The organism is Solibacillus sp. FSL K6-1781, from assembly GCF_038630735.1.
GTDB classification, from domain to species: domain Bacteria; phylum Bacillota; class Bacilli; order Bacillales_A; family Planococcaceae; genus Solibacillus; species Solibacillus silvestris.
Genome location: NZ_CP152038.1, coordinates 3,755,959 through 3,776,015, shown reverse-complemented (window position 1 = coordinate 3,776,015; position 20,057 = coordinate 3,755,959). Strand labels below are relative to the sequence as shown.

Genomic DNA, 20,057 nt, shown 5'->3' with positions numbered 1-20,057 from the left:
TATCAATTTCTATATATTAGGATAATCCTATTGAGTAAAGAAAGCAAAATAACAAGGAGCTGTCTGAAAAACTTTTCAGAACAGCTCCTTGTTCAGCTCATAATTTATTGAAAGAATGGTTCGAAAATGTGTGGGGGAAGGGGGCACACATTTCGCTTTTAGCTCTTTGTAGAGCTTAAAGAATTCGGGAACCCGGTTTTAGTTTTAGCCCCGCTATCTTGTACGTTAGAAGTAGTAGGAACTTTTCCTAAGTTCGTTAGACGTTGGGCAAAACTGTCATTTGTTTTTGTAAGACCTTTAAAAGTTTCCTGCATTTCATAAGCGTATGCGCCATGTTCGGAAATATCCAAACCTTGGACTTCTTCTTCATGTGTAACACGTAGAGGAATAAATGCTTTAATAATGTAGGTTGCAATGGCAACAGTACTTGCAGTCCATGCGATTACTGCGACAACACCTAATGCCTGCACGCCTAGTAATTCAGCCCCGCCGCCGTAAAATAGACCGCCACCAGCAGTATCGAATAATCCGACTGCTAATGTACCCCAAATACCAGCAACACCGTGTACAGCAACAGCACCAACCGGATCATCCACTTTTAGTTTGTGTTCAATAAAGCGGACGGCTTCTACTAACACAGCACCACCTACAGCACCTGCGATAATAGATCCAACGATGCTTAAGTTAGCAGCGCCGGCGGTAATACTTACTAAACCGGCTAGGGCACCGTTTAATGTTAAAGAACCATCGATAAAGCCGTAACGAAGTCTTGTATAAAGGGCGGTAGCAATTACACCGGCAGATGCGGATAAGAAAGTATTTGCAATAACGCCTGGAACTAATGCCGGATCCGCTGCCAATGTTGATGCGCCATTAAAGCCGTACCAACCTAACCAAAGGATGAAAACACCTAATGCGCCAAGTGGAATGGAGTGACCTGGAATAACGTTTACGACACCTTTAGCATATTTCCCGATACGAGGACCAACGATTGCTGCGACCACTAGAGCACCAACAGCGCCGGTTAAATGTACTACTGTTGATCCGGCAAAATCGACGAAGCCTAAAGAAGTTAACCATCCATCACCTTGCCATACCCAATGTCCGACAACAGGATAAATAATAGCTGTCATGATAACGACCAATGCGACATACGCCGTAATATTTGTACGTTCAGCAACAGCACCTGAGATGATTGTTGCACATGTCGCAGCAAACATTGCCTGGAAAACGAAAAATGCGATATCATCTACACCGTTTAATGCAAAACCGGAAGAACCAATCAATCCGCCTGAACTTTCACCGAACATAATGGCGTATCCGACTGCAAAGTAGACAAGGCCTCCGATTGATATCGTTAAAATGTTTTTCATTAAAATATTGACTGCATTTTTTGAGCGTGTAAACCCTGCCTCTACCATCGCGAATCCCGCATGCATGAAGAATACGAAAAACGCCCCGAGCATTACCCAAACTAGGTTAATCGATAATTCCAATGCTTCATTCGTCATTAAAAACTCCTCCTTTTAGGAACATTTTTAGTCAATTGCAATTGAACCAAGTTCTTTAGTGCGAATACGTATCGCCTGTTCTACAGGGTATATAAAGATCTTACCGTCACCAACTTCCCCTGTAGAAGCTTCGCGCAATAATACATCAATAATCGGTTGAACTTTGGCATTGTCAACAACCATTTCGAGTTTGAGCTTTTGCGAAAATTCCATTGAGAAAGAATTTCCGCGAAACAATCCGATTTTACCTTCCTGTCGCCCAGCTCCAGCAATCTCGGAAATACTTAAACCATCAATTCCTTCAAGAGCCAACCCTTCTCGAACTTGTGGAAACACCTCAGGTCGAATAATCGCTTCAATCTTTTTCATGCTCAACAACTCCTTGTGTTATGTTATCTAACATGATAAATTGAATTTTAGGATAAATCAATAACTAATGTTAGGAAAATTAACATGTATTTTCGATTGGTTTTATCGCATTGTGAGATGATGTAAAAAAAAGGAAGGGGAATAGGGCTTTTAAACAGGATAAATCCGGTAGTAGGCTGCCCGACAAAATTCCGAAACGTTTTTTATTTAGTCAATTGGGGAAAACTATATAACCAGCACAGCAAAATTAACTACCATGTAAAAGTAGATAACATGGAAGAAAGAATCTTCATACTTCGAATTAATTCAAGATGGTGTATACTATGACTAAATTATGTTTTGGAAGAAGGGAACTTACGATGAACGAAAAGTATGTAGATGACAGTTTTGCTTTGCATACCGATTTATATCAAATCAATATGGCGGAAAGCTATTGGGCAGATGGGATGCATAACCGTAAAGCTGTATTTGAGTTGTATTTCAGACAATTGCCGTTTGGGAATGGCTATGCAATTTTTGCGGGTTTGGAGCGCATGCTGAATTATTTAAAAGACTTTCGATTCAGTGAAACAGATATCGCTTATTTACGTGATGAACTCCATTATAAAGAAGATTTTATCGAATACTTAAAAACAATTCGTTTTACGGGTTCTATGTATTCGATGGAAGAAGGGGAACTTGTTTTTGCGAATGAACCAATTGTACGAATCGAAGCACCGCTAGTGGAGGCCCAGCTGATTGAAACAGCTCTATTGAACATTGTAAACTACCAAACACTGATTGCGACAAAAGCAAGCCGTATCAAGCAAGTTGTCCAAAAGGAAATTGCGATGGAATTCGGTACACGTCGTGCGCAAGAGATGGACGCAGCTGTTTGGGGAGCACGTGCAGCAGTGATCGGCGGTTTTGAATCGACTTCAAATGTTCGGGCTGGGAAGCTGTTTAATATTCCTGTATCAGGTACACATGCACATGCATTGGTACAAGCGTATAAGAACGATTATGATGCATTCCATTCTTATGCGAAGCGACATAAAGACTGTGTATTTTTGGTGGATACGTACAATACATTAAAGTCAGGTGTCCCGACGGCGATACAGGTAGCTAAAGAACTTGGTGATAAGATTAACTTTATCGGAATTCGTTTAGATAGCGGGGATATTGCCTTCCTTTCAAAAGAGTCACGCCGAATGCTTGATGAAGCAGGGTTCCCGGATGCAAAAATTATCGTTTCAAATGACTTGGATGAATATACAATTTTAAACCTAAAAGCGCAGGGTGCCCGAGTGGATATGTGGGGAATTGGTACAAAACTCATCACTGCATATGACCAGCCTGCTTTAGGTGCTGTCTATAAAATGGTTTCCATTGAAAATGATCATGGTGAAATGGAAGATACAATCAAAATTTCAGCCAATGCTGAAAAAGTAACGACACCTGGTTTAAAAAGAGTTTACCGGATTATTAATAAGAAAAGCGGGAAATCAGAAGGGGACTATATCGCAATGGCTGATGAAAATCCTGCTGCTGAAGAACGAATTAAAATGTTCCATCCGGTGCATACATTTGTCTCGAAATTCGTAACAAACTTTGAAGCGAAGGAATTGCATCGGAAAGTGATTGACAAGGGTGAGATTGTTTATGAAAATCCAACCTTAATGGAGATCCGTCAATATGCGTCCAATAACTTGGATTTACTTTGGGATGAGTATAAACGTTCATTAAATCCTGAGGAATATCCGGTCGATTTAAGCCAAAAATGCTGGGATAATAAAATGCGAAATATCCAGGAAGTGCGCGATATGGTAACAGAACTCGAAGAACGATAAGGAGTGAGGACATTGGCTATGTTGCAACAACAAATTATTGAAGAGTTAAAAGTACAGCCGACAATCGATGTAGAACAGGAAATCCGTAAGTCCATTGATTTTTTAAAGGAATATGCAAAATATCATCCTTTCTTAAAAGGATTTGTGCTTGGAATTAGCGGTGGGCAAGACTCTACGTTAACGGGTAAGCTTGCACAAATGGCTATCGATGAGCTGAACGAAGAAGCGGGAGCATCCTCTTACTCGTTTTGGGCGGTAAGATTACCTTATGGCAAACAATTTGATGAAAAGGATTGCCAAGATGCACTCGATTTCATTCAGCCGACAAAAGTATATACGGTTAATATCAAAAATGCTGTAGATGCAAGTGTAAATACACTTTTGGAAGCAGGGATTACGTTGAGTGATTTCGCCAAAGGAAATGAAAAAGCGCGTGAACGAATGAAAGTACAATATTCGATTGCAGCATCGAATGATGGTGTCGTACTTGGTACAGATCATGCTGCAGAAGCAGTAACAGGCTTTTATACAAAGTATGGCGACGGTGGTGCAGATTTAATGCCGATTTTCCGTTTAAATAAACGCCAAGGTCGTGCGATTTTAAAACATTTAAACTGTCCTGTGCATTTATATGAAAAAGTTCCGACGGCAGATTTAGAGGAAAACCGCCCTGCATTGCCGGATGAAGCGGCGCTTGGTGTAACGTACGAACAAATTGATGATTATTTGGAAGGTAAGGAAATTCCGGATCCGGCCCGTGAAAAGCTTGAAGGACATTACTTGCGCTCCATGCATAAACGCAATATGCCGATTACAGTTTTCGATGATTTCTGGAAACAATAGTATTCGATAAAATCTGATAAATCACCTTACTTCTCTCCGAGGAAGTAAGGTGATTTTCCATTTTCCGGGTAAACTAGTTGTGCTCGCATTTTGTTTTCGTTATGCTTAAACTATATGCCAAAGATGCAACGATTTCAGGTGGGGGGACTATTCATGAATGAGCAGATCGAGGGAATAATTAAAAATATCGAAAAAGTAATGATAGGAAAAAGAGAGATTGCCGAGCTAAGTATTGTTTCGTTATTAGCGGGAGGGCATGTATTACTGGAAGACGTGCCGGGCGTTGGGAAAACAATGATGGTACGTGCGCTTTCAAAGTCACTGGGTGCAAGCTTTAAACGTATTCAATTTACACCGGATTTACTGCCATCTGATGTAATTGGCGTTTCTATATATAATCCGAAAACATTACAGTTTGAGTTCCGTCCGGGGCCGATTGTCGGCAATATTGTGTTAGCGGATGAAATTAACCGTACATCACCAAAAACACAGGCCGCTCTGTTGGAAAGTATGGAAGAGGGGTCAATTACGGTGGACGGTGAAACGATTCAGCTGCCAAAGCCTTTTTTTGTAATGGCAACACAAAACCCGATTGAATATGAGGGGACATATCCGCTTCCGGAAGCGCAACTAGACCGCTTTTTACTGAAAATAAAGATGGGCTATCCTACGAAAGAAGAGGAAATTGAAGTGCTGAATCGTGCCGAAAAATCGGTTCCGATAGATGATCTTTTCCCGGTATTAACAATCGAGCAGTTGAACGATTTAAGAGAACAAGCAAAACAAGTACATGTAGAAAATAATATTAAAGAGTATATTGTGTCCATCGCACAACATACACGTCATCATGAAAATGTGTATTTAGGTGTAAGTCCTCGTGCTTCCATCGCATTAATGCGTGCTGCGCAAAGCTATGCCTTTATGAAAGGGAGAGATTACGTTATTCCGGATGATGTTCAATATTTAGCGAAATTCGTTTTCGGCCACCGAATTATTTTAAAACCAGAAACACGCTATGAAGGAATTACGGAAGAACAAGTGATTGAAAGTGTTCTTCGTTATGTCCATGTTCCAGTAAAAAGGTACGTGCCGTAATGAAGGGAATCAAGCAGTTTCTAAAGCATGGCGGGCGTTTAATTACCGTTGTTTCGTTGCTTATAATTACGTATTGCTATGCAATGTTCCAAGGGGGCTTTGTTAGCTGGTTTGTTTTCTTCACGATTTTACCGTTTTTGGTCTATTCGATTTTACTGGCAATTATTCCGATTCGTTTTAAAGAAATATCCCGTACTTTATCGAAAGAACGAGTTGAACGTGGGGGCAATGTTCAAGTTACCGTAACATTCCGCAATACGAGCTGGTTTCCGTTTGTTTTTATGATGGTCCGAGAATTACCTATGAGGGAGGAACATTTTGAAAAACCGAACGGAAATGTAACGAAACTATTTTTGGTTGGGTGGAAGCGCGAGTTTAAGTGGACTTATGAATTGAAGGAGTTAAAACGAGGAGAGCATCATTTTAGAGGATTGCTGTTTACATGTACGGACTTTTTTGGATGGACAATACGGAATGTTGTAATGAATCACCCGCAGCTGTTTTTAGTATATCCAAAAGTATCCGATGTCAAATTATTGCCGATTGGAATGCAATATGACCAAGGTACAAGTCAATCGCGCTATTCTTTAATTAAGGATACGACGGTTGCGACTGGTGTCCGCGAATATGTACCGGGTGACCGCTTCTCTTGGATTCACTGGAAATCCTTTGCAAAAAATGGGGAACTGCGTACAAAGGAATTTGAAGATCAAAAATCACAAAATACATTTGTGCTAATTGATCGCGCAGTGCAGAAGAACTTCGATGATGTTGTCGATTACACGGCATCCTATATTAATAAAATTGTAAAAAAACAGGGCGATGTTTCATTTTTAAGTGTCGGGGTCGACCGTTATTTTACGCCGGTGATTAAAACAGGTAAACAGTATGAAACGGTACTGCAGCATTTAGCAACGGTCGTACCGGATGCGCAGTTTGGTGTAGAACGTTTATTGTTTGAAGAACAGAAAATGATGAGCCGCTCTGTTGTTGTTATCATTACTGGTGAAATGACTCCTGAACTGCAGGAAGTATTAAATGCCGGAACGAAATATGCTCGCAAAATTATATGTTTTGTCGTAAGTGACCAAAAAGATCCGGTGCAGCATATAAGCCAAAATAATGAAGTGCATTATGTCGGTATGGACGAGTTACAGCGAACGTATTCGGAGGTGAAGCACGCATGAGACGCAGCACAGCCGAAAAAATAGAACTCGCTATTTTTTATTTTATTGTTTTTCTGATTTTACGAGAATGGTTAATACCGGTAATGGAGTTAACGAACACAGGCTACTTTACGCAGTTTGTATTATTCATAGGGATATGTTTAGTACTGGGGATTTTTTCGCTGCCGTTTATTGTTAATTGGTTTATTAAGTTAGCATACATTACATGGTTTGTTGTCAGTGTGTATAAAGACGAAGCATTGACGACGACGCAATTTTTATCGGAAGAACTGAAATACAATTTGGATATATTGCTTGCAGGTGAGTGGATTTATGTGAGTGATCCATTTCGGACAAGTTTGTTTTTTATATTGATCTGGATGCTTATTTATTTAATTCAGCATTGGGTAAGTGTGCGCTATAGCATTTACTATTTCCTGTTGCTTACAGTATTTTTCATCGGGACACTCGATACTTTTACAGAATACGATGGCACAGCGGCGATTGTTAAAGTAATGTTACTAGGTCTTGTGCTTACATCGTTGCTGTTTATAAAACGACTTATGCAGGCCGCGGAAATGCAAAAAGATTGGATGAACTACTTGAAATATGCGACTCCGATTATCATTTTTGTTATGATTGCAGGAATTGTTGCAACAGTCATGCCGAAAGCAGAGCCTCAATGGTCGGACCCGGTTCCATATGTAAAAAATATTGCAGGTATTGGGGGTAATGCCAGTCAATCGGTTGCAACAGTTGGTTACGGGGAAAATGATGAGCGACTGGGTGGACCGTTTGCGGGGGATAATACGATTGTCTATGAAATAAAAACACCGATCCGTCAATATTGGCGTGTTGAGACGAAAGATTTTTATACGTCTAAAGGTTGGGAGCAATCAGATGATGAGTCATTGCAACAAACGCTTCAGTTTGCAGATCCTCTTCCGCTTTCAATCAAGCCTGGAAGTGAAGAGCCTCAGTCGGTGGAAGTGCAGGCTATAAATGAAGAATACTTGTTTTTATTGCAGGCATATGGCATTACTTCTTATAATCTAGACGGTACACAAACTGGATTGAGATTTAATACAGGCAATGAAAAAATTCTGCCTCTTATAAACAGCGATGTTGTAGCTCCTGCATCATACGAGATGACATTTCAACAGCCGGAATATAGTTACGTTGCTTTGAAAGAATCATTATCCTCAACTGAAAATGATTCGCGCTATTTACAGCTTCCGGATAATTTGCCGCAGCGTGTAACTGATTTAGCTCTTGAAATTACCGACATGTATGACAGTGTATATGACAAGGCTCGTGCAATTGAAGGTTACTTTGCGCGTAGTGGCTTTCAATATGAAACGACAAATGTACAAGTTCCATCAGCAGATCAAGACTATGTAGATCAGTTTTTGTTTGAAACAAGGCTTGGATATTGTGATAACTTCTCTACTTCGATGGTCGTCATGCTTCGTTCGATAGGGATTCAGGCACGTTGGGTAAAAGGTTTTTCTAGTGGAGAACGAATCGATTCACAAGACGGTATGGTTACGTATCAAGTGACGAATAATGATGCCCATTCATGGGTGGAAGCGTATATTGACGGTATTGGATGGATGCCGTTTGAGCCGACAATTGGCTTTAGTAATCCGATGAATATTAATTATGATGTAGATTTCGAAGCTCCCGAAGAAGAGCAGCTACCTGATATGGAAGAACCGGAAGCACCAAAGCCGGAGTTGGAAGAACAAGATACAACTAAGCAATCAACTAATGGGACAAGTAGAATGGACTGGTCAAAATTTAAATGGGTGCTGTACGGATTACTGGCTCTTGTTGTGATTGGGTTAATTGTTGCTTGGAAAAAACGCGGAAAATGGCAACCAAAACTTGCAGTTCAAATGAACAAATCGAAATTAGATAAAGCAGCAACATTTGAAGAAGCATATTTTGTGTTATTAAAACAGTTGGAGCGAGTTCATTTGAAACGAGGACAAGACGAAACATTGCAACAGTTTGCAATGCGTGTTGATCGACAGCTGGATACCACAAAAATGAGTGAGTTGACGGCATTTTATGAGCGACTTATTTATGCAAAACAGACCGACCAAATTAACACGACTGAAATGAAAGAAATTTGGGAATATTTAATCAATCGTACGAGTGGTTGATTTTAACTCGACGAAAGAGTAAAATTTAGAAAAATAAATAGTATTGTGCCTTCATATAAGTCTGGTAATATGGTCCAGATGTTTCTACTAAGTTACCCTAAATAACTTATCTATGACGGTGGGTCCCACTATATCCTTATAAGGGATAGGTTTACCCACTTGAAGAAGAGATGAAATATGAACGCGTAGAAATTATTTTCTTACGCGTTTTTTTTCTTAATATAGGCCGCAAAAAATTAGAAGAGGTGGAAATAGTGTCAACTCCTTTGTTAAAAGAACAAGAAAAGATTGTCGTTCTTGATTTCGGTAGTCAGTTCAACCAATTAATCACTCGTCGTATTCGTGAATTCGGTGTATTCTCTGAATTACATCCACATACGATTACTGCTGAAGAAATTAAAGAAATGAATGCTGTAGGTATTGTATTTTCAGGTGGTCCAAACTCTGTATATGATGAATCAGCATTCCATGTAGATCCGGCGATTTTTGAATTAGGTTTACCGATTTTAGGTATTTGCTATGGCATGCAGTTAATGGCCCAAACACATGGCGGTAAAGTGGAAGGCGCAGCAACTCGTGAGTACGGGAAAGCTGAAATTAACATTACTTCAGATAATAAATTATTTGCGGAATTACCAAAAAATCAAGTTGTATGGATGAGCCACGGTGACCATGTAACAGCAGTGCCAGAAGGTTTTGAAGTAATTGCGACAAGCCCGGCATGCCCGATCGCGGCAATGGCTGATGCTTCTCGTAAATTTTATGCAGTACAATTCCATCCGGAAGTACGCCACTCTGTATACGGAAATGATTTACTGAAAAACTTCGTATTCAATGTTTGTGAAGCAAAAGGCGACTGGTCGATGGCGAACTTCATTGAAATCGAGATTGCGAAAATCCGTGAGCAAGTTGGAGATAAGCAAGTACTTTGTGCATTATCAGGCGGAGTTGATTCATCTGTAGTAGCAGTGTTAATCCACAAAGCAATCGGTGACCAATTAACTTGTATGTTCGTGGATCACAACTTAAACCGTAAAGGTGAAGTTGAACAGGTAATGAAAACTTTCACAGAAGACTTCGATATGAAACTGATCAAAATCGATGCTCGTGAGCGTTTCATGAATAAACTTGCCGGTGTTTCTGACCCAGAGCAAAAACGTAAAATTATAGGTAATGAGTTCATTTACGTATTTGATGAAGAGTCATCAAAGCTAAAAGATATGGACTTCTTAGCGCAAGGTACCCTTTACACAGATATTATTGAATCAGGTACAGCAACTGCCCAAACAATTAAATCACACCATAATGTTGGTGGTTTACCGGAAGATATGAAGTTTGAATTAATCGAACCATTAAATACACTATTCAAAGACGAAGTACGCGCTTTAGGCCTTGAATTAGGTCTACCTGAAGAAGTTGTATGGCGTCAGCCTTTCCCAGGTCCTGGTTTAGGTATCCGTGTACTTGGTGAAGTAACAGAAGAAAAACTGGAAATCGTTCGAGAAGCAGACTACATCCTGCGCGAAGAGGTTAAAAATGCCGGCCTGGAGCGCGACATTTGGCAATACTTCGCTGTATTACCTGACATCCGTTCAGTAGGTGTAATGGGCGATGGCCGTACGTACGACTACGCAATTGGTATCCGCGGTGTAACATCAATCGACGGTATGACATCTGACTGGGCACGTATCCCTTACGATGTACTAGAGAAGATTTCTGTACGTATCGTCAACGAAGTAAAACACGTAAACCGCGTGCTGTATGACATTACTTCTAAGCCACCAGCAACGATTGAGTGGGAATAGTACTAGTTGTCTAATGTCTCATTCATAATTCTAGTCCTATTACATTTACAAAAAAACATTCTTTTAATGATAATGCCCCTGGAAGTTAGAAAAAATCTAACCTCCAGGGGTTTTTATGTCTCGGTAATGCGAAAGAACAGGGAGACATACTTCAATTGTGCTAGTGTGTATCGGATGTGAAAGAGAAGAATTTGTTCGCAAAGATTATCTTTTAAAAAAAGAATTATTTTTATTCTGTTCAATTTAAATTGGATGTATTAAACTTTATGAAGCCAACATGCACTTCTTATCAAGATGCAGCAATTGAGGTCAACATGAATAATTGGAACATTAATTACCAATCAGATAAGGGGAGCGAATTTCTTTGTTTACAAAACCTGACTTGGAAAGCATGCATATTATTGAAGGGACATATGATCCCTTAGTAATACTATTGTCTTTCATTATCGCTTTTGGTGCATCCTATACAGCGATTTATATTAATCGGCGCATCAATGGAAAGGGTTTTTTTCACAAAAATATATGGTTAGTGTTGGCTTCACTGGCAATGGGGCTTGGAATTTGGTCAATGCACTATGTTGGAATGAGTGCGTTCGTCATATCCATACCTATGAAGCATAATTTGGTACTGACGATTATATCTGTCATCCCTGCTATTGGTGCATCGTATATGGCATTTTATTTAACCAATCGCGACTATAAAAAGATTCAAACATTTATCGCAGCTGGTTTTTTTATGGGATGCGGTATAGCACTTATGCATTATATAGGTATGGCTGCTATGGAAATGGATGCAAAGGTTGTTTATAATCCGGTCCTGTTTGGCTTATCGATCTTGATAGCAATTGTGGCATCGTTTGCCTCTTTGTACATCTTTTCGATTACTGATACTAAAATGGAAAAGGTTTTGGTGAAAAGTGTCGCCGCTTTTTTAATGGCTATCGCTGTAACAAGCATGCACTATACAGGTATGTTAGCGATGAGTTTTTATGTGGAGGGGCCGATCCGTGTACATACGCATGATTCCAATATGATTGAAGTCGTGTTGTTTGTGACAATTGGAATTGGCAGTTTGTTTGGACTTGCAATTTTAGCCAGTCGCCTAGATAGCTATGTTGACTTCCGTATGAAATATTTTGATGCGTTGACACAATTGCCAAACCATAATCAATTTACAGAAGACCAGCATATTAAAAAGAATACGAAAATGGTGGCCATTGTTCATTTAAACAACGTAGAGAAGTATATATTAGCTTATGGCTATTCTTTTGGGGATGCAATTGTGAAAAGTGTAATAGAAATAATGCAAACTAATCTGCCAAAGGAGACGAAATTGTATCGCACGGAAGCTAATCGCTTTACGGTGATACATGCACCTGCTGAAAGTGTGCAAAATACAATCAATGGATTGCGGAGTATATGTCTTTTGTTAGAGCGTCCGTTAAATATTGGAGAACGTATGGTTTCGGTGGAAGCAGTTTTTGCTGTTTCACAGTCAGATGAAAAAAAGCCGGTTCATGAACATTTTGCCAATGCAATTGCGGTATTACATGCTCCGTCGACACAATCCAGGCATGAAATAATAAAGTACGATCCAAAAATTCATACGTTTAATTTTGAACGTCAACTTAGCCTTGATATTCAACGGGCGATGGATGAAAATGAGTTGTTCATCGTATATCAGCCAAAAGTGCATCCGGAGCAAAATAGTGTAGTAGGGATAGAGGCGCTTATGCGTTGGAAACATCCGATGTTCGGAATAATATCTCCGGCGGTGTTTATCCCCATTATAGAAAATACTAATCGTATTTCAGATGTGACAGATTGGCTAATTGAGAGAGTTTGCCAACAAATAGCCTCATGGACTACTATGGGGATAGAGCTGCCGCAAATATCGATTAATATTCCGGGTATGTATTTGACATCACCACGTTTAAAAAGAGTAATCAGTGAGAGTTTGCTTAAGTATAAACTTCAAGCGTCTAAAATTGAATTGGAAGTTACTGAAACAAGTGTCATTCATGATATTCATAATGCCATATCAGCAGTAAGGGCTTTCAGGGAAAATGGCTTGTCTGTTGCGCTGGATGATTTTGGTACCGGTTTATCGTCTTTATCTTATTTGAAAGAAATACCGATATCCACTATTAAAATTGATAAATCATTTATAGATGGTGTGCCTGATTCCGCAAAAGATGCCTCGATCCTAAAATCGATTATTCACTTGTGCAATTCACTGGATTTAAATGTTTTGGTAGAAGGTGTCGAAACGAAAGAGCAGGTTCAATTTATTATGGGCTTGGAGAGAGTGCCGGTCATCCAAGGCTACTATTATTCAAAGCCATTGACAGTTGAAGAGTACGAATATTGGTTGGAAAAGCGAAAAAAAGTAGGTGAACAAAATGGGAAAATATCAGTTGGATAGTAAAGGTAAGGCAGCTGTAGCGAAATATCATGAAAAAAACAAGCCGGCACAATTCGATAAAAAGCAGCAACTTGAAAAATTGCGTGCGGAGTATTTGGAAAAGAAACAAAAGCAAAACGATGAATAGGTTGAATGGCAACATAGGAAGAGTAACATCTTTCTATGTTTTTTTGTGCTCTGATTTCGCCTTACCCTTATTAATAATAAATTATTGTCATAGCAGTGTATCTTTTTCTTTCATTTTTATTACAGAATGTTAAATTTACTATCCTCACGTTTATTATTTAGGAGGAAAGGTATTGTATAGTATGCCAAACAAGTATAGACAGTAGGTATACAAAATTAAATTAATGAAACTGGAGGAATGAAACATGGAAACACGTGATAACAAATTATATGGTATTTATGATAATGAAGCAGAATTACAGGCAGAAATGGATCGCCTTCGTGCACAAGGTTATGGTGAAGAGGATATGTATATTGTATCTAATCGCAATGATCAACTATCGATGTACCGAAACTCAAAAGGTTACAGCACTAACACGGATGGTTATGGCACTGATTACAAAGAAGGTTCTTGGTGGGATCGCTTTAAAGCATTCATGATGGGTGAAGACTTAGTACGCGATCAGCACTTTACGCAAATGGGTATCTCTGAGGACGAACGAAATCGTTACTATGATGAATTACAGGCTGGGAAATACTTATTGTATGTAGATAGAGATTATGGTACTTATTTTGATGAAGGTACTAAAAATTATGGCGTGAATGATCATTATGAGCGTGATTATGAGAAAACGGATGAAGAACGTTTAGCGCTTCATGAAGAACGCTTGCAAGTAGATAAAAAACGCGTGCAAACGGGTGAGGTGCAGGTCGATAAACATGTAGTCGAAGAGCAGCAAACGATTGAGGTGCCGGTAGAACATGAAGAAGTTTATGTGGAAAGACGTCCTGTTAATGAGGACACAACACTTAATGCAAATGGTCAGCTGCGTGACGGAATCACTCATGCTTATGAAGAGCAGGGGAAAATCCATATCCCTGTAACTGAAGAACAGGTAGAGGTTACGAAAAAAGATGTCGTGACAGAAGAAATTGTTGTCGGCAAACGAAAAGTAACAGATACGGAAACTGTATCAGATACGGTTCGTCGTGAAGAAGCGGATGTTAAAGATACGACTAATACTACGAATCATTTAAATGATTTGGACCATTTGGATGATGATCCGTTAAAACGTACTAACCGCGGATTATAAGATAACCATAAAAAGGAAGCCTATTTAGCATAGGCTTCCTTTTTTGTATGTTAGTTACATTATAGTAAGTCGTTTAAGCTTAAATTATTCTTCAACTGTGGCTTTTTCGCGAGATTTCCACTCAATTCCACTAGTAACACATCCAAAAGTAACGATTATTAAAAGTACAAATAATGTGTTATGTAACCAATAGGGCATTTAAAAACCTCCTTTAACATTTTCGATGTTACTTTTATTATTTTAACATATTAAAGGAAAATGCACTTAATTAATAGAGCTAGATATAATTAATTTTATTTCTTTTCGACAAAAAATGTCACAATTATAAATAAGAAAAATGCGATTAGTAAAAGAGTGCCGCCTACGATGAAGAACACCATGTTCAATGTTTCATTTGTGTCCAGCGGGTTTAAATAATGTAACCACATTCCTACACATAAACCAAAAGCTCCGATCATGCCTAAAATACTTTGGATTTTAACTAAGATTAGCTTGCGGACAGGTACTGAATAATAGAAAATCCCCCAAGCAAAGACTGATAACCAACCTACTAATACAATGTGTGCGTGGACTGGCCGTAAAGCGAAGTTCATGTTACCGCTCATAATTGATCCGATTAATACACCGATAAAACCGGAAACAGCTGCAAAGCGAATTAAATGCATTGCCCACTTTCGTTGCTGGTGCAAAAAAATCCCCCCTCTATTTGTTCAAACTTTACTATAGAGGAGTTATATAACATTTCTATAAACTTTTTATAAAATTATTTTATTAGTTTAATAAATCTAATACATTATGCTGGGAGAAGTCTTCGATAATCTCTTGCGGCAATAAAGTGAGCAGATCATCCTTTGTCGCCCATAAATATTGTTCGTGTTCATCGGACACCGTAATTTGCTCTTCTTTTGTATCACATAAAAAAGTGAGTAGTACAATTTGGCGTGTTTTGCTCGTATGGAATGTTGTTGAAAATAATTGATTTTTAACAGTAATATTCAGTCCTACTTCTTCTGAAAATTCCCTCTTTAGTGCAGTTTCAAATGACTCGCCGAAATGAAGATTCCCACCGACAGTCTCCCATGTGCCGGCACTGACAGTTTCAATTTGAGAACGCTGCACGATGAGTAATCTATTATTTTTAATAAGAACACCCTTTACAACAACCTTAATTTCATTCAAGTTAAAGTCCCCCTATTTTGTATGAATATACTAGAATTTTAGATTGAATCTTTGATTATGCCAAGTTTATTAATAACAAATAAATACACATCAATAGAAGAAAATGGCTAATTTACGGATGTTTTTACGAACTATGATCTAAAATATATAAAAAACGTTCGGAAATAGCTTGTAATTTAAAAATTGAAATGATATATTACTAACGTAAATTAAATACGTCGTCGTATAATGTCGGGAATATGGCCCGTGAGTTTCTACCGAATCACCGTAAATGATTCGACTACGATTTATAAATAAGTTGTTACAAAACTACTGTAATGGGAGTGTAATATACTTATTTTCCTTAAATCGTGGACATGCGGCATTTATGCTTTGCGTGTCTTTTTTGTTTTTAAGGTTAAGTGTTCTTTAGATGTTGAAGACGACAACACGGAGGAAAGTTTCTTATGAAAAAGTATTTCGAGTTCGATAAACTTGGAACTAATTATCGCCGAGAAATTTTAGGTGGCTTTACAACATTCTTGGCAATGGCTTACATTTTAGTAGTAAACCCTAGCATTTTAACGCTATCTGATATTGAAGGTTTACCAGATGCACTACGCATGGATTACGGTGCGGTATTTGTGGCAACAGCTGTTTCGGCAGCAATTGGATGTTTCGTTATGGGGATTGTTGCAAGGTATCCTTTAGCTTTAGCACCCGGTCTAGGCTTAAACGCATTTTTTGCTTATACGGTTGTATTAACAAACGGAAGCCCTTGGCAACATGCTTTGGCTGCAGTATTTGTATCAGGCGTATTCTTCTTACTATTAACAGTTACAGGATTACGTGAAAAATTAATCAATGCCATCCCAATGGAGCTTAAAATTGCTGTTGGAGCGGGAATCGGATTATTTGTTTCATTCATCGGTTTAAAAAACGCGGGTATTATCGTTGCAAGTGAGGCAACAGTTGTCGGTTTAGGTAACTTGCACGATGCTGAAGTATTGTTAGCTATTTTTGGTATTCTGCTTACAGTCATTTTCTTAGTTCGTGGAATGAAAGCTGGCGTATTTATAGCAATGGCCATTACAGCAATAGCCGGTATGATTTTTGGTTTAGTTGATTTACCATCTCAGATTGTTTCGGCACCTCCAAGTGTTGAACCAACTTTCGGTAAATTATTCTCAGCATTCACTGATCCTGAATTCTATACGCTAACAATGGTATCAGTTATTCTATCATTCCTATTCGTAGACTTCTTTGATAACGCGGGTACTTTAATGGCTGTTGCCAACCAAGCGGGATTTGTAAAAAATAATAAATTACCTCGTGCAGGTAAAGCGTTAATCTCAGATTCAATCGCTTCTATTTCAGGCTCGATCTTTGGGACTTCAACAGTAACATCTTATGTAGAATCTTCAGCAGGGGTTGGAGCAGGTGCACGTACAGGGTTCGCTTCAATCGTTACAGGGATCTGTTTCTTGTTGGCACTATTCTTATCACCAGTATTAAGTGTTGTAACAAACGCAGTTACTGCACCGGCATTAATCGTTGTAGGAATTTTAATGGTATCTTCGCTTGGACAAATTGAGTGGAATAAATTCGAAGTAGCTGTACCAGCATTCTTCACAATGTTAATGATGCCATTAACATCATCAATCGCAACGGGTCTTGCAGTAGGTTTCGTATTCTACCCATTAACAATGGTGTTAAAAGGTAAAGCGAAAGAAGTAAACCCGATTATGTATATTTTCGCAGTACTCTTCCTGATTTATTTAGGTACGGTCGGTTCAATGTAAAATCATTCACCAGTCAACTATTGTTGACTGGTTTTTTTATTTTTGCAGGAAAATATAATTTTGGATCGAACTGAATTAAGTAAAGGAGGAGAGTTTAATGGGTATTAAAATTGAAGAGGCAACGGAACAACACTATATAGAAGTAAATCGTTTAGTAAGGCAAGGACATGATGATCATGTTAAAGGGGATGGTACGGTATTTCGCCAAGTAGAGAGTGTTATGCCAGAAGAATATTATATGGAATTGCTTGAACAAGAGCAAAGTACAGTATTAATTGCACGGGAAGAAAATAAAGTGATAGGCTTTGCTGTCATCAGTATAGAAGATTCTCCAAAATTCCCTTCATTAGTTCATAGAAGATTTGCATACATTCATGACTTTGGTGTAGACCAGTCAGAAAAACGGAAAGGAATCGGATCGCTGTTATTTGAAGCTTGTCTGAAGTGGGCAAAGGGAATGCATGTTGATGAAGTGGAGTTAAATGTGTGGGAATTCAATGAAGAGGCCATTGCATTTTATAAAAAACATAACATGAAAACAGTCAGCAGAAAAATGAGAATGGCTATTCAATAGTTATTTCCTTAGGGAGAAACAACTTATTGTTGGGTGACAAGTAAATTAACTTTACTTTATATATAATAGGAAGAAACTCAATATAAGTCAGATTGCAAAAATCTGAAAATTTTTTCTTTAAATAAAGGGTTGCATAAACCTTTGTAACGGGTGTATAGTTAATCACGTTGCTGCGAAACAAACGCAAACAACACAAACGAAAAAATAAATTTTAATAAAGTTGTTGACAAACATAAACAACACTGTTAAAATTTAAAACAGTCGCACAAACGACTAGCACAATGAACCTTGAAAACTGAACAAGCAACGTTAATGAAACAAGCTTCTTAAATGAAGCAAACAATAGATTTCAACTTCTAACGAAGTTGGATCGCTAGCAAAGCAAATGAGCTTTCAAACTACTTTTATGGAGAGTTTGATCCTGGCTCAGGACGAACGCTGGCGGCGTGCCTAATACATGCAAGTCGAGCGGAAATTTTATTGGTGCTTGCACCTTTAAAATTTTAGCGGCGGACGGGTGAGTAACACGTGGGTAACCTACCTTATAGATTGGGATAACTCCGGGAAACCGGGGCTAATACCGAATAATACTTTTTAACACATGTTTGAAAGTTGAAAGACGGTTTCGGCTGTCACTATAAGATGGACCCGCGGCGCATTAGCTAGTTGGTGAGGTAACGGCTCACCAAGGCAACGATGCGTAGCCGACCTGAGAGGGTGATCGGCCACACTGGGACTGAGACACGGCCCAGACTCCTACGGGAGGCAGCAGTAGGGAATCTTCCACAATGGACGAAAGTCTGATGGAGCAACGCCGCGTGAGTGAAGAAGGATTTCGGTTCGTAAAACTCTGTTGCAAGGGAAGAACAAGTAGCGTAGTAACTGGCGCTACCTTGACGGTACCTTGTTAGAAAGCCACGGCTAACTACGTGCCAGCAGCCGCGGTAATACGTAGGTGGCAAGCGTTGTCCGGAATTATTGGGCGTAAAGCGCGCGCAGGTGGTTCCTTAAGTCTGATGTGAAAGCCCCCGGCTCAACCGGGGAGGGTCATTGGAAACTGGGGAACTTGAGTGCAGAAGAGGATAGTGGAATTCCAAGTGTAGCGGTGAAATGCGTAGAGATTTGGAGGAACACCAGTGGCGAAGGCGACTGTCTGGTCTGTAACTGACACTGAGGCGCGAAAGCGTGGGGAGCAAACAGGATTAGATACCCTGGTAGTCCACGCCGTAAACGATGAGTGCTAAGTGTTGGGGGGTTTCCGCCCCTCAGTGCTGCAGCTAACGCATTAAGCACTCCGCCTGGGGAGTACGGTCGCAAGACTGAAACTCAAAGGAATTGACGGGGGCCCGCACAAGCGGTGGAGCATGTGGTTTAATTCGAAGCAACGCGAAGAACCTTACCAGGTCTTGACATCCCGGTGACCACTATGGAGACATAGTTTCCCCTTCGGGGGCAACGGTGACAGGTGGTGCATGGTTGTCGTCAGCTCGTGTCGTGAGATGTTGGGTTAAGTCCCGCAACGAGCGCAACCCTTATTCTTAGTTGCCATCATTCAGTTGGGCACTCTAAGGAGACTGCCGGTGATAAACCGGAGGAAGGTGGGGATGACGTCAAATCATCATGCCCCTTATGACCTGGGCTACACACGTGCTACAATGGACGGTACAAACGGTTGCCAACCCGCGAGGGGGAGCTAATCCGATAAAACCGTTCTCAGTTCGGATTGTAGGCTGCAACTCGCCTACATGAAGCCGGAATCGCTAGTAATCGCGGATCAGCATGCCGCGGTGAATACGTTCCCGGGCCTTGTACACACCGCCCGTCACACCACGAGAGTTTGTAACACCCGAAGTCGGTGAGGTAACCTTTATGGAGCCAGCCGCCGAAGGTGGGATAGATGATTGGGGTGAAGTCGTAACAAGGTAGCCGTATCGGAAGGTGCGGCTGGATCACCTCCTTTCTAAGGATTATTTCGGAATCATTCCCTCGGGGAATGAAACATTAACGTTTGCTGTTCAGTTTTGAAGGTTCATTCTTAAATGAATGAAATACT

15 protein-coding genes, 1 rRNA gene and 2 riboswitches are annotated in these 20,057 nt (G+C 39.7%); of the genes, 12 read left to right on the top strand and 4 right to left on the bottom strand.

The features are described from left to right. Window positions 1-158 precede the first annotated feature (158 nt). Both MHH37_RS19125 and MHH37_RS19120 read right to left on the bottom strand, forming a co-directional pair. The gene (locus MHH37_RS19125; RefSeq protein ID WP_342574282.1) at window positions 159-1,511 is read right to left on the bottom strand and encodes an ammonium transporter; all 1,353 of its coding nucleotides are present in this window, start codon (window positions 1,509-1,511) and stop codon (window positions 159-161) included. Between the two features lie 27 nt (window positions 1,512-1,538). Continuing rightward, a complete protein-coding gene (locus MHH37_RS19120; RefSeq protein WP_008408502.1) occupies window positions 1,539-1,880 on the bottom strand; it encodes a P-II family nitrogen regulator in 342 nt (113 codons plus the stop codon). A gap of 359 nt (window positions 1,881-2,239) precedes the next feature. Here MHH37_RS19120 and MHH37_RS19115 point away from each other — a divergent pair, with 359 nt between their 5' ends. The 9 genes from MHH37_RS19115 (at window position 2,240) to MHH37_RS19075 (ending at window position 14,470) form a co-directional block, all read left to right on the top strand. Beyond that, entirely contained in the window at window positions 2,240-3,709 is a 1,470-nt protein-coding gene (locus MHH37_RS19115; protein ID WP_008408503.1) for a nicotinate phosphoribosyltransferase, read from the top strand. An 18-nt stretch (window positions 3,710-3,727) separates the two neighbouring features. Further along, window positions 3,728-4,552 carry an ammonia-dependent NAD(+) synthetase gene (nadE, locus tag MHH37_RS19110; RefSeq protein ID WP_342576293.1) on the top strand — a complete coding sequence of 275 codons (825 nt, stop codon included), beginning with the start codon at window positions 3,728-3,730 and terminating at the stop codon, window positions 4,550-4,552. Between the two features lie 153 nt (window positions 4,553-4,705). Further along, a complete protein-coding gene (locus MHH37_RS19105; protein WP_014822562.1) occupies window positions 4,706-5,647 on the top strand; it encodes a MoxR family ATPase in 942 nt (313 codons plus the stop codon). Beyond that, window positions 5,647-6,834: a DUF58 domain-containing protein gene (locus tag MHH37_RS19100; protein WP_340735802.1), complete on the top strand. Its 1,188-nt coding sequence runs from the start codon at window positions 5,647-5,649 to the stop codon at window positions 6,832-6,834. Before MHH37_RS19105 ends, MHH37_RS19100 begins: the two co-directional genes overlap by 1 nt. Then, window positions 6,831-8,981 carry a transglutaminaseTgpA domain-containing protein gene (locus MHH37_RS19095; RefSeq protein ID WP_342574281.1) on the top strand — a complete coding sequence of 717 codons (2,151 nt, stop codon included), beginning with the start codon at window positions 6,831-6,833 and terminating at the stop codon, window positions 8,979-8,981. The genes MHH37_RS19100 and MHH37_RS19095 overlap by 4 nt, the downstream gene beginning before the upstream one ends. Before the next feature lie 31 nt (window positions 8,982-9,012). Beyond that, a riboswitch (purine riboswitch) is annotated at window positions 9,013-9,114 on the top strand. A gap of 118 nt (window positions 9,115-9,232) precedes the next feature. Then, the gene (guaA, locus tag MHH37_RS19090; RefSeq protein WP_342576291.1) at window positions 9,233-10,786 is read left to right on the top strand and encodes a glutamine-hydrolyzing GMP synthase; all 1,554 of its coding nucleotides are present in this window, start codon (window positions 9,233-9,235) and stop codon (window positions 10,784-10,786) included. 364 nt (window positions 10,787-11,150) lie between these two features. Then, a complete protein-coding gene (locus MHH37_RS19085; RefSeq protein WP_342574280.1) occupies window positions 11,151-13,211 on the top strand; it encodes an EAL domain-containing protein in 2,061 nt (686 codons plus the stop codon). Continuing rightward, complete coding sequence (locus MHH37_RS19080) at window positions 13,189-13,338, top strand: hypothetical protein (RefSeq protein ID WP_342574279.1); 150 nt, start codon at window positions 13,189-13,191, stop codon at window positions 13,336-13,338. Before MHH37_RS19085 ends, MHH37_RS19080 begins: the two co-directional genes overlap by 23 nt. Before the next feature lie 244 nt (window positions 13,339-13,582). Next, entirely contained in the window at window positions 13,583-14,470 is an 888-nt protein-coding gene (locus MHH37_RS19075; RefSeq protein WP_342574278.1) for a DUF2382 domain-containing protein, read from the top strand. A 293-nt stretch (window positions 14,471-14,763) separates the two neighbouring features. Here MHH37_RS19075 and MHH37_RS19070 read toward each other — a convergent pair whose 3' ends face one another. Beyond that, a complete protein-coding gene (locus MHH37_RS19070; protein ID WP_342574277.1) occupies window positions 14,764-15,159 on the bottom strand; it encodes a hypothetical protein in 396 nt (131 codons plus the stop codon). An 82-nt stretch (window positions 15,160-15,241) separates the two neighbouring features. Beyond that, window positions 15,242-15,649, bottom strand: a complete 408-nt coding sequence (locus MHH37_RS19065; protein ID WP_342574275.1) for an NUDIX domain-containing protein — start codon at window positions 15,647-15,649, stop codon at window positions 15,242-15,244. Window positions 15,650-15,850: 201 nt separating this feature from the next. Next, window positions 15,851-15,952: riboswitch (purine riboswitch) on the top strand. A 143-nt stretch (window positions 15,953-16,095) separates the two neighbouring features. Here MHH37_RS19065 and MHH37_RS19060 point away from each other — a divergent pair. From MHH37_RS19060 to MHH37_RS19050, 3 genes are all read left to right on the top strand, one after another. After that, window positions 16,096-17,430, top strand: a complete 1,335-nt coding sequence (locus MHH37_RS19060; protein ID WP_014822570.1) for an NCS2 family permease — start codon at window positions 16,096-16,098, stop codon at window positions 17,428-17,430. A gap of 97 nt (window positions 17,431-17,527) precedes the next feature. After that, the gene (locus MHH37_RS19055) at window positions 17,528-18,004 is read left to right on the top strand and encodes a GNAT family N-acetyltransferase (protein ID WP_342574272.1); all 477 of its coding nucleotides are present in this window, start codon (window positions 17,528-17,530) and stop codon (window positions 18,002-18,004) included. Between the two features lie 403 nt (window positions 18,005-18,407). Then, window positions 18,408-19,964: ribosomal RNA gene (locus tag MHH37_RS19050) — 16S ribosomal RNA — on the top strand. Window positions 19,965-20,057 lie beyond the last annotated feature (93 nt).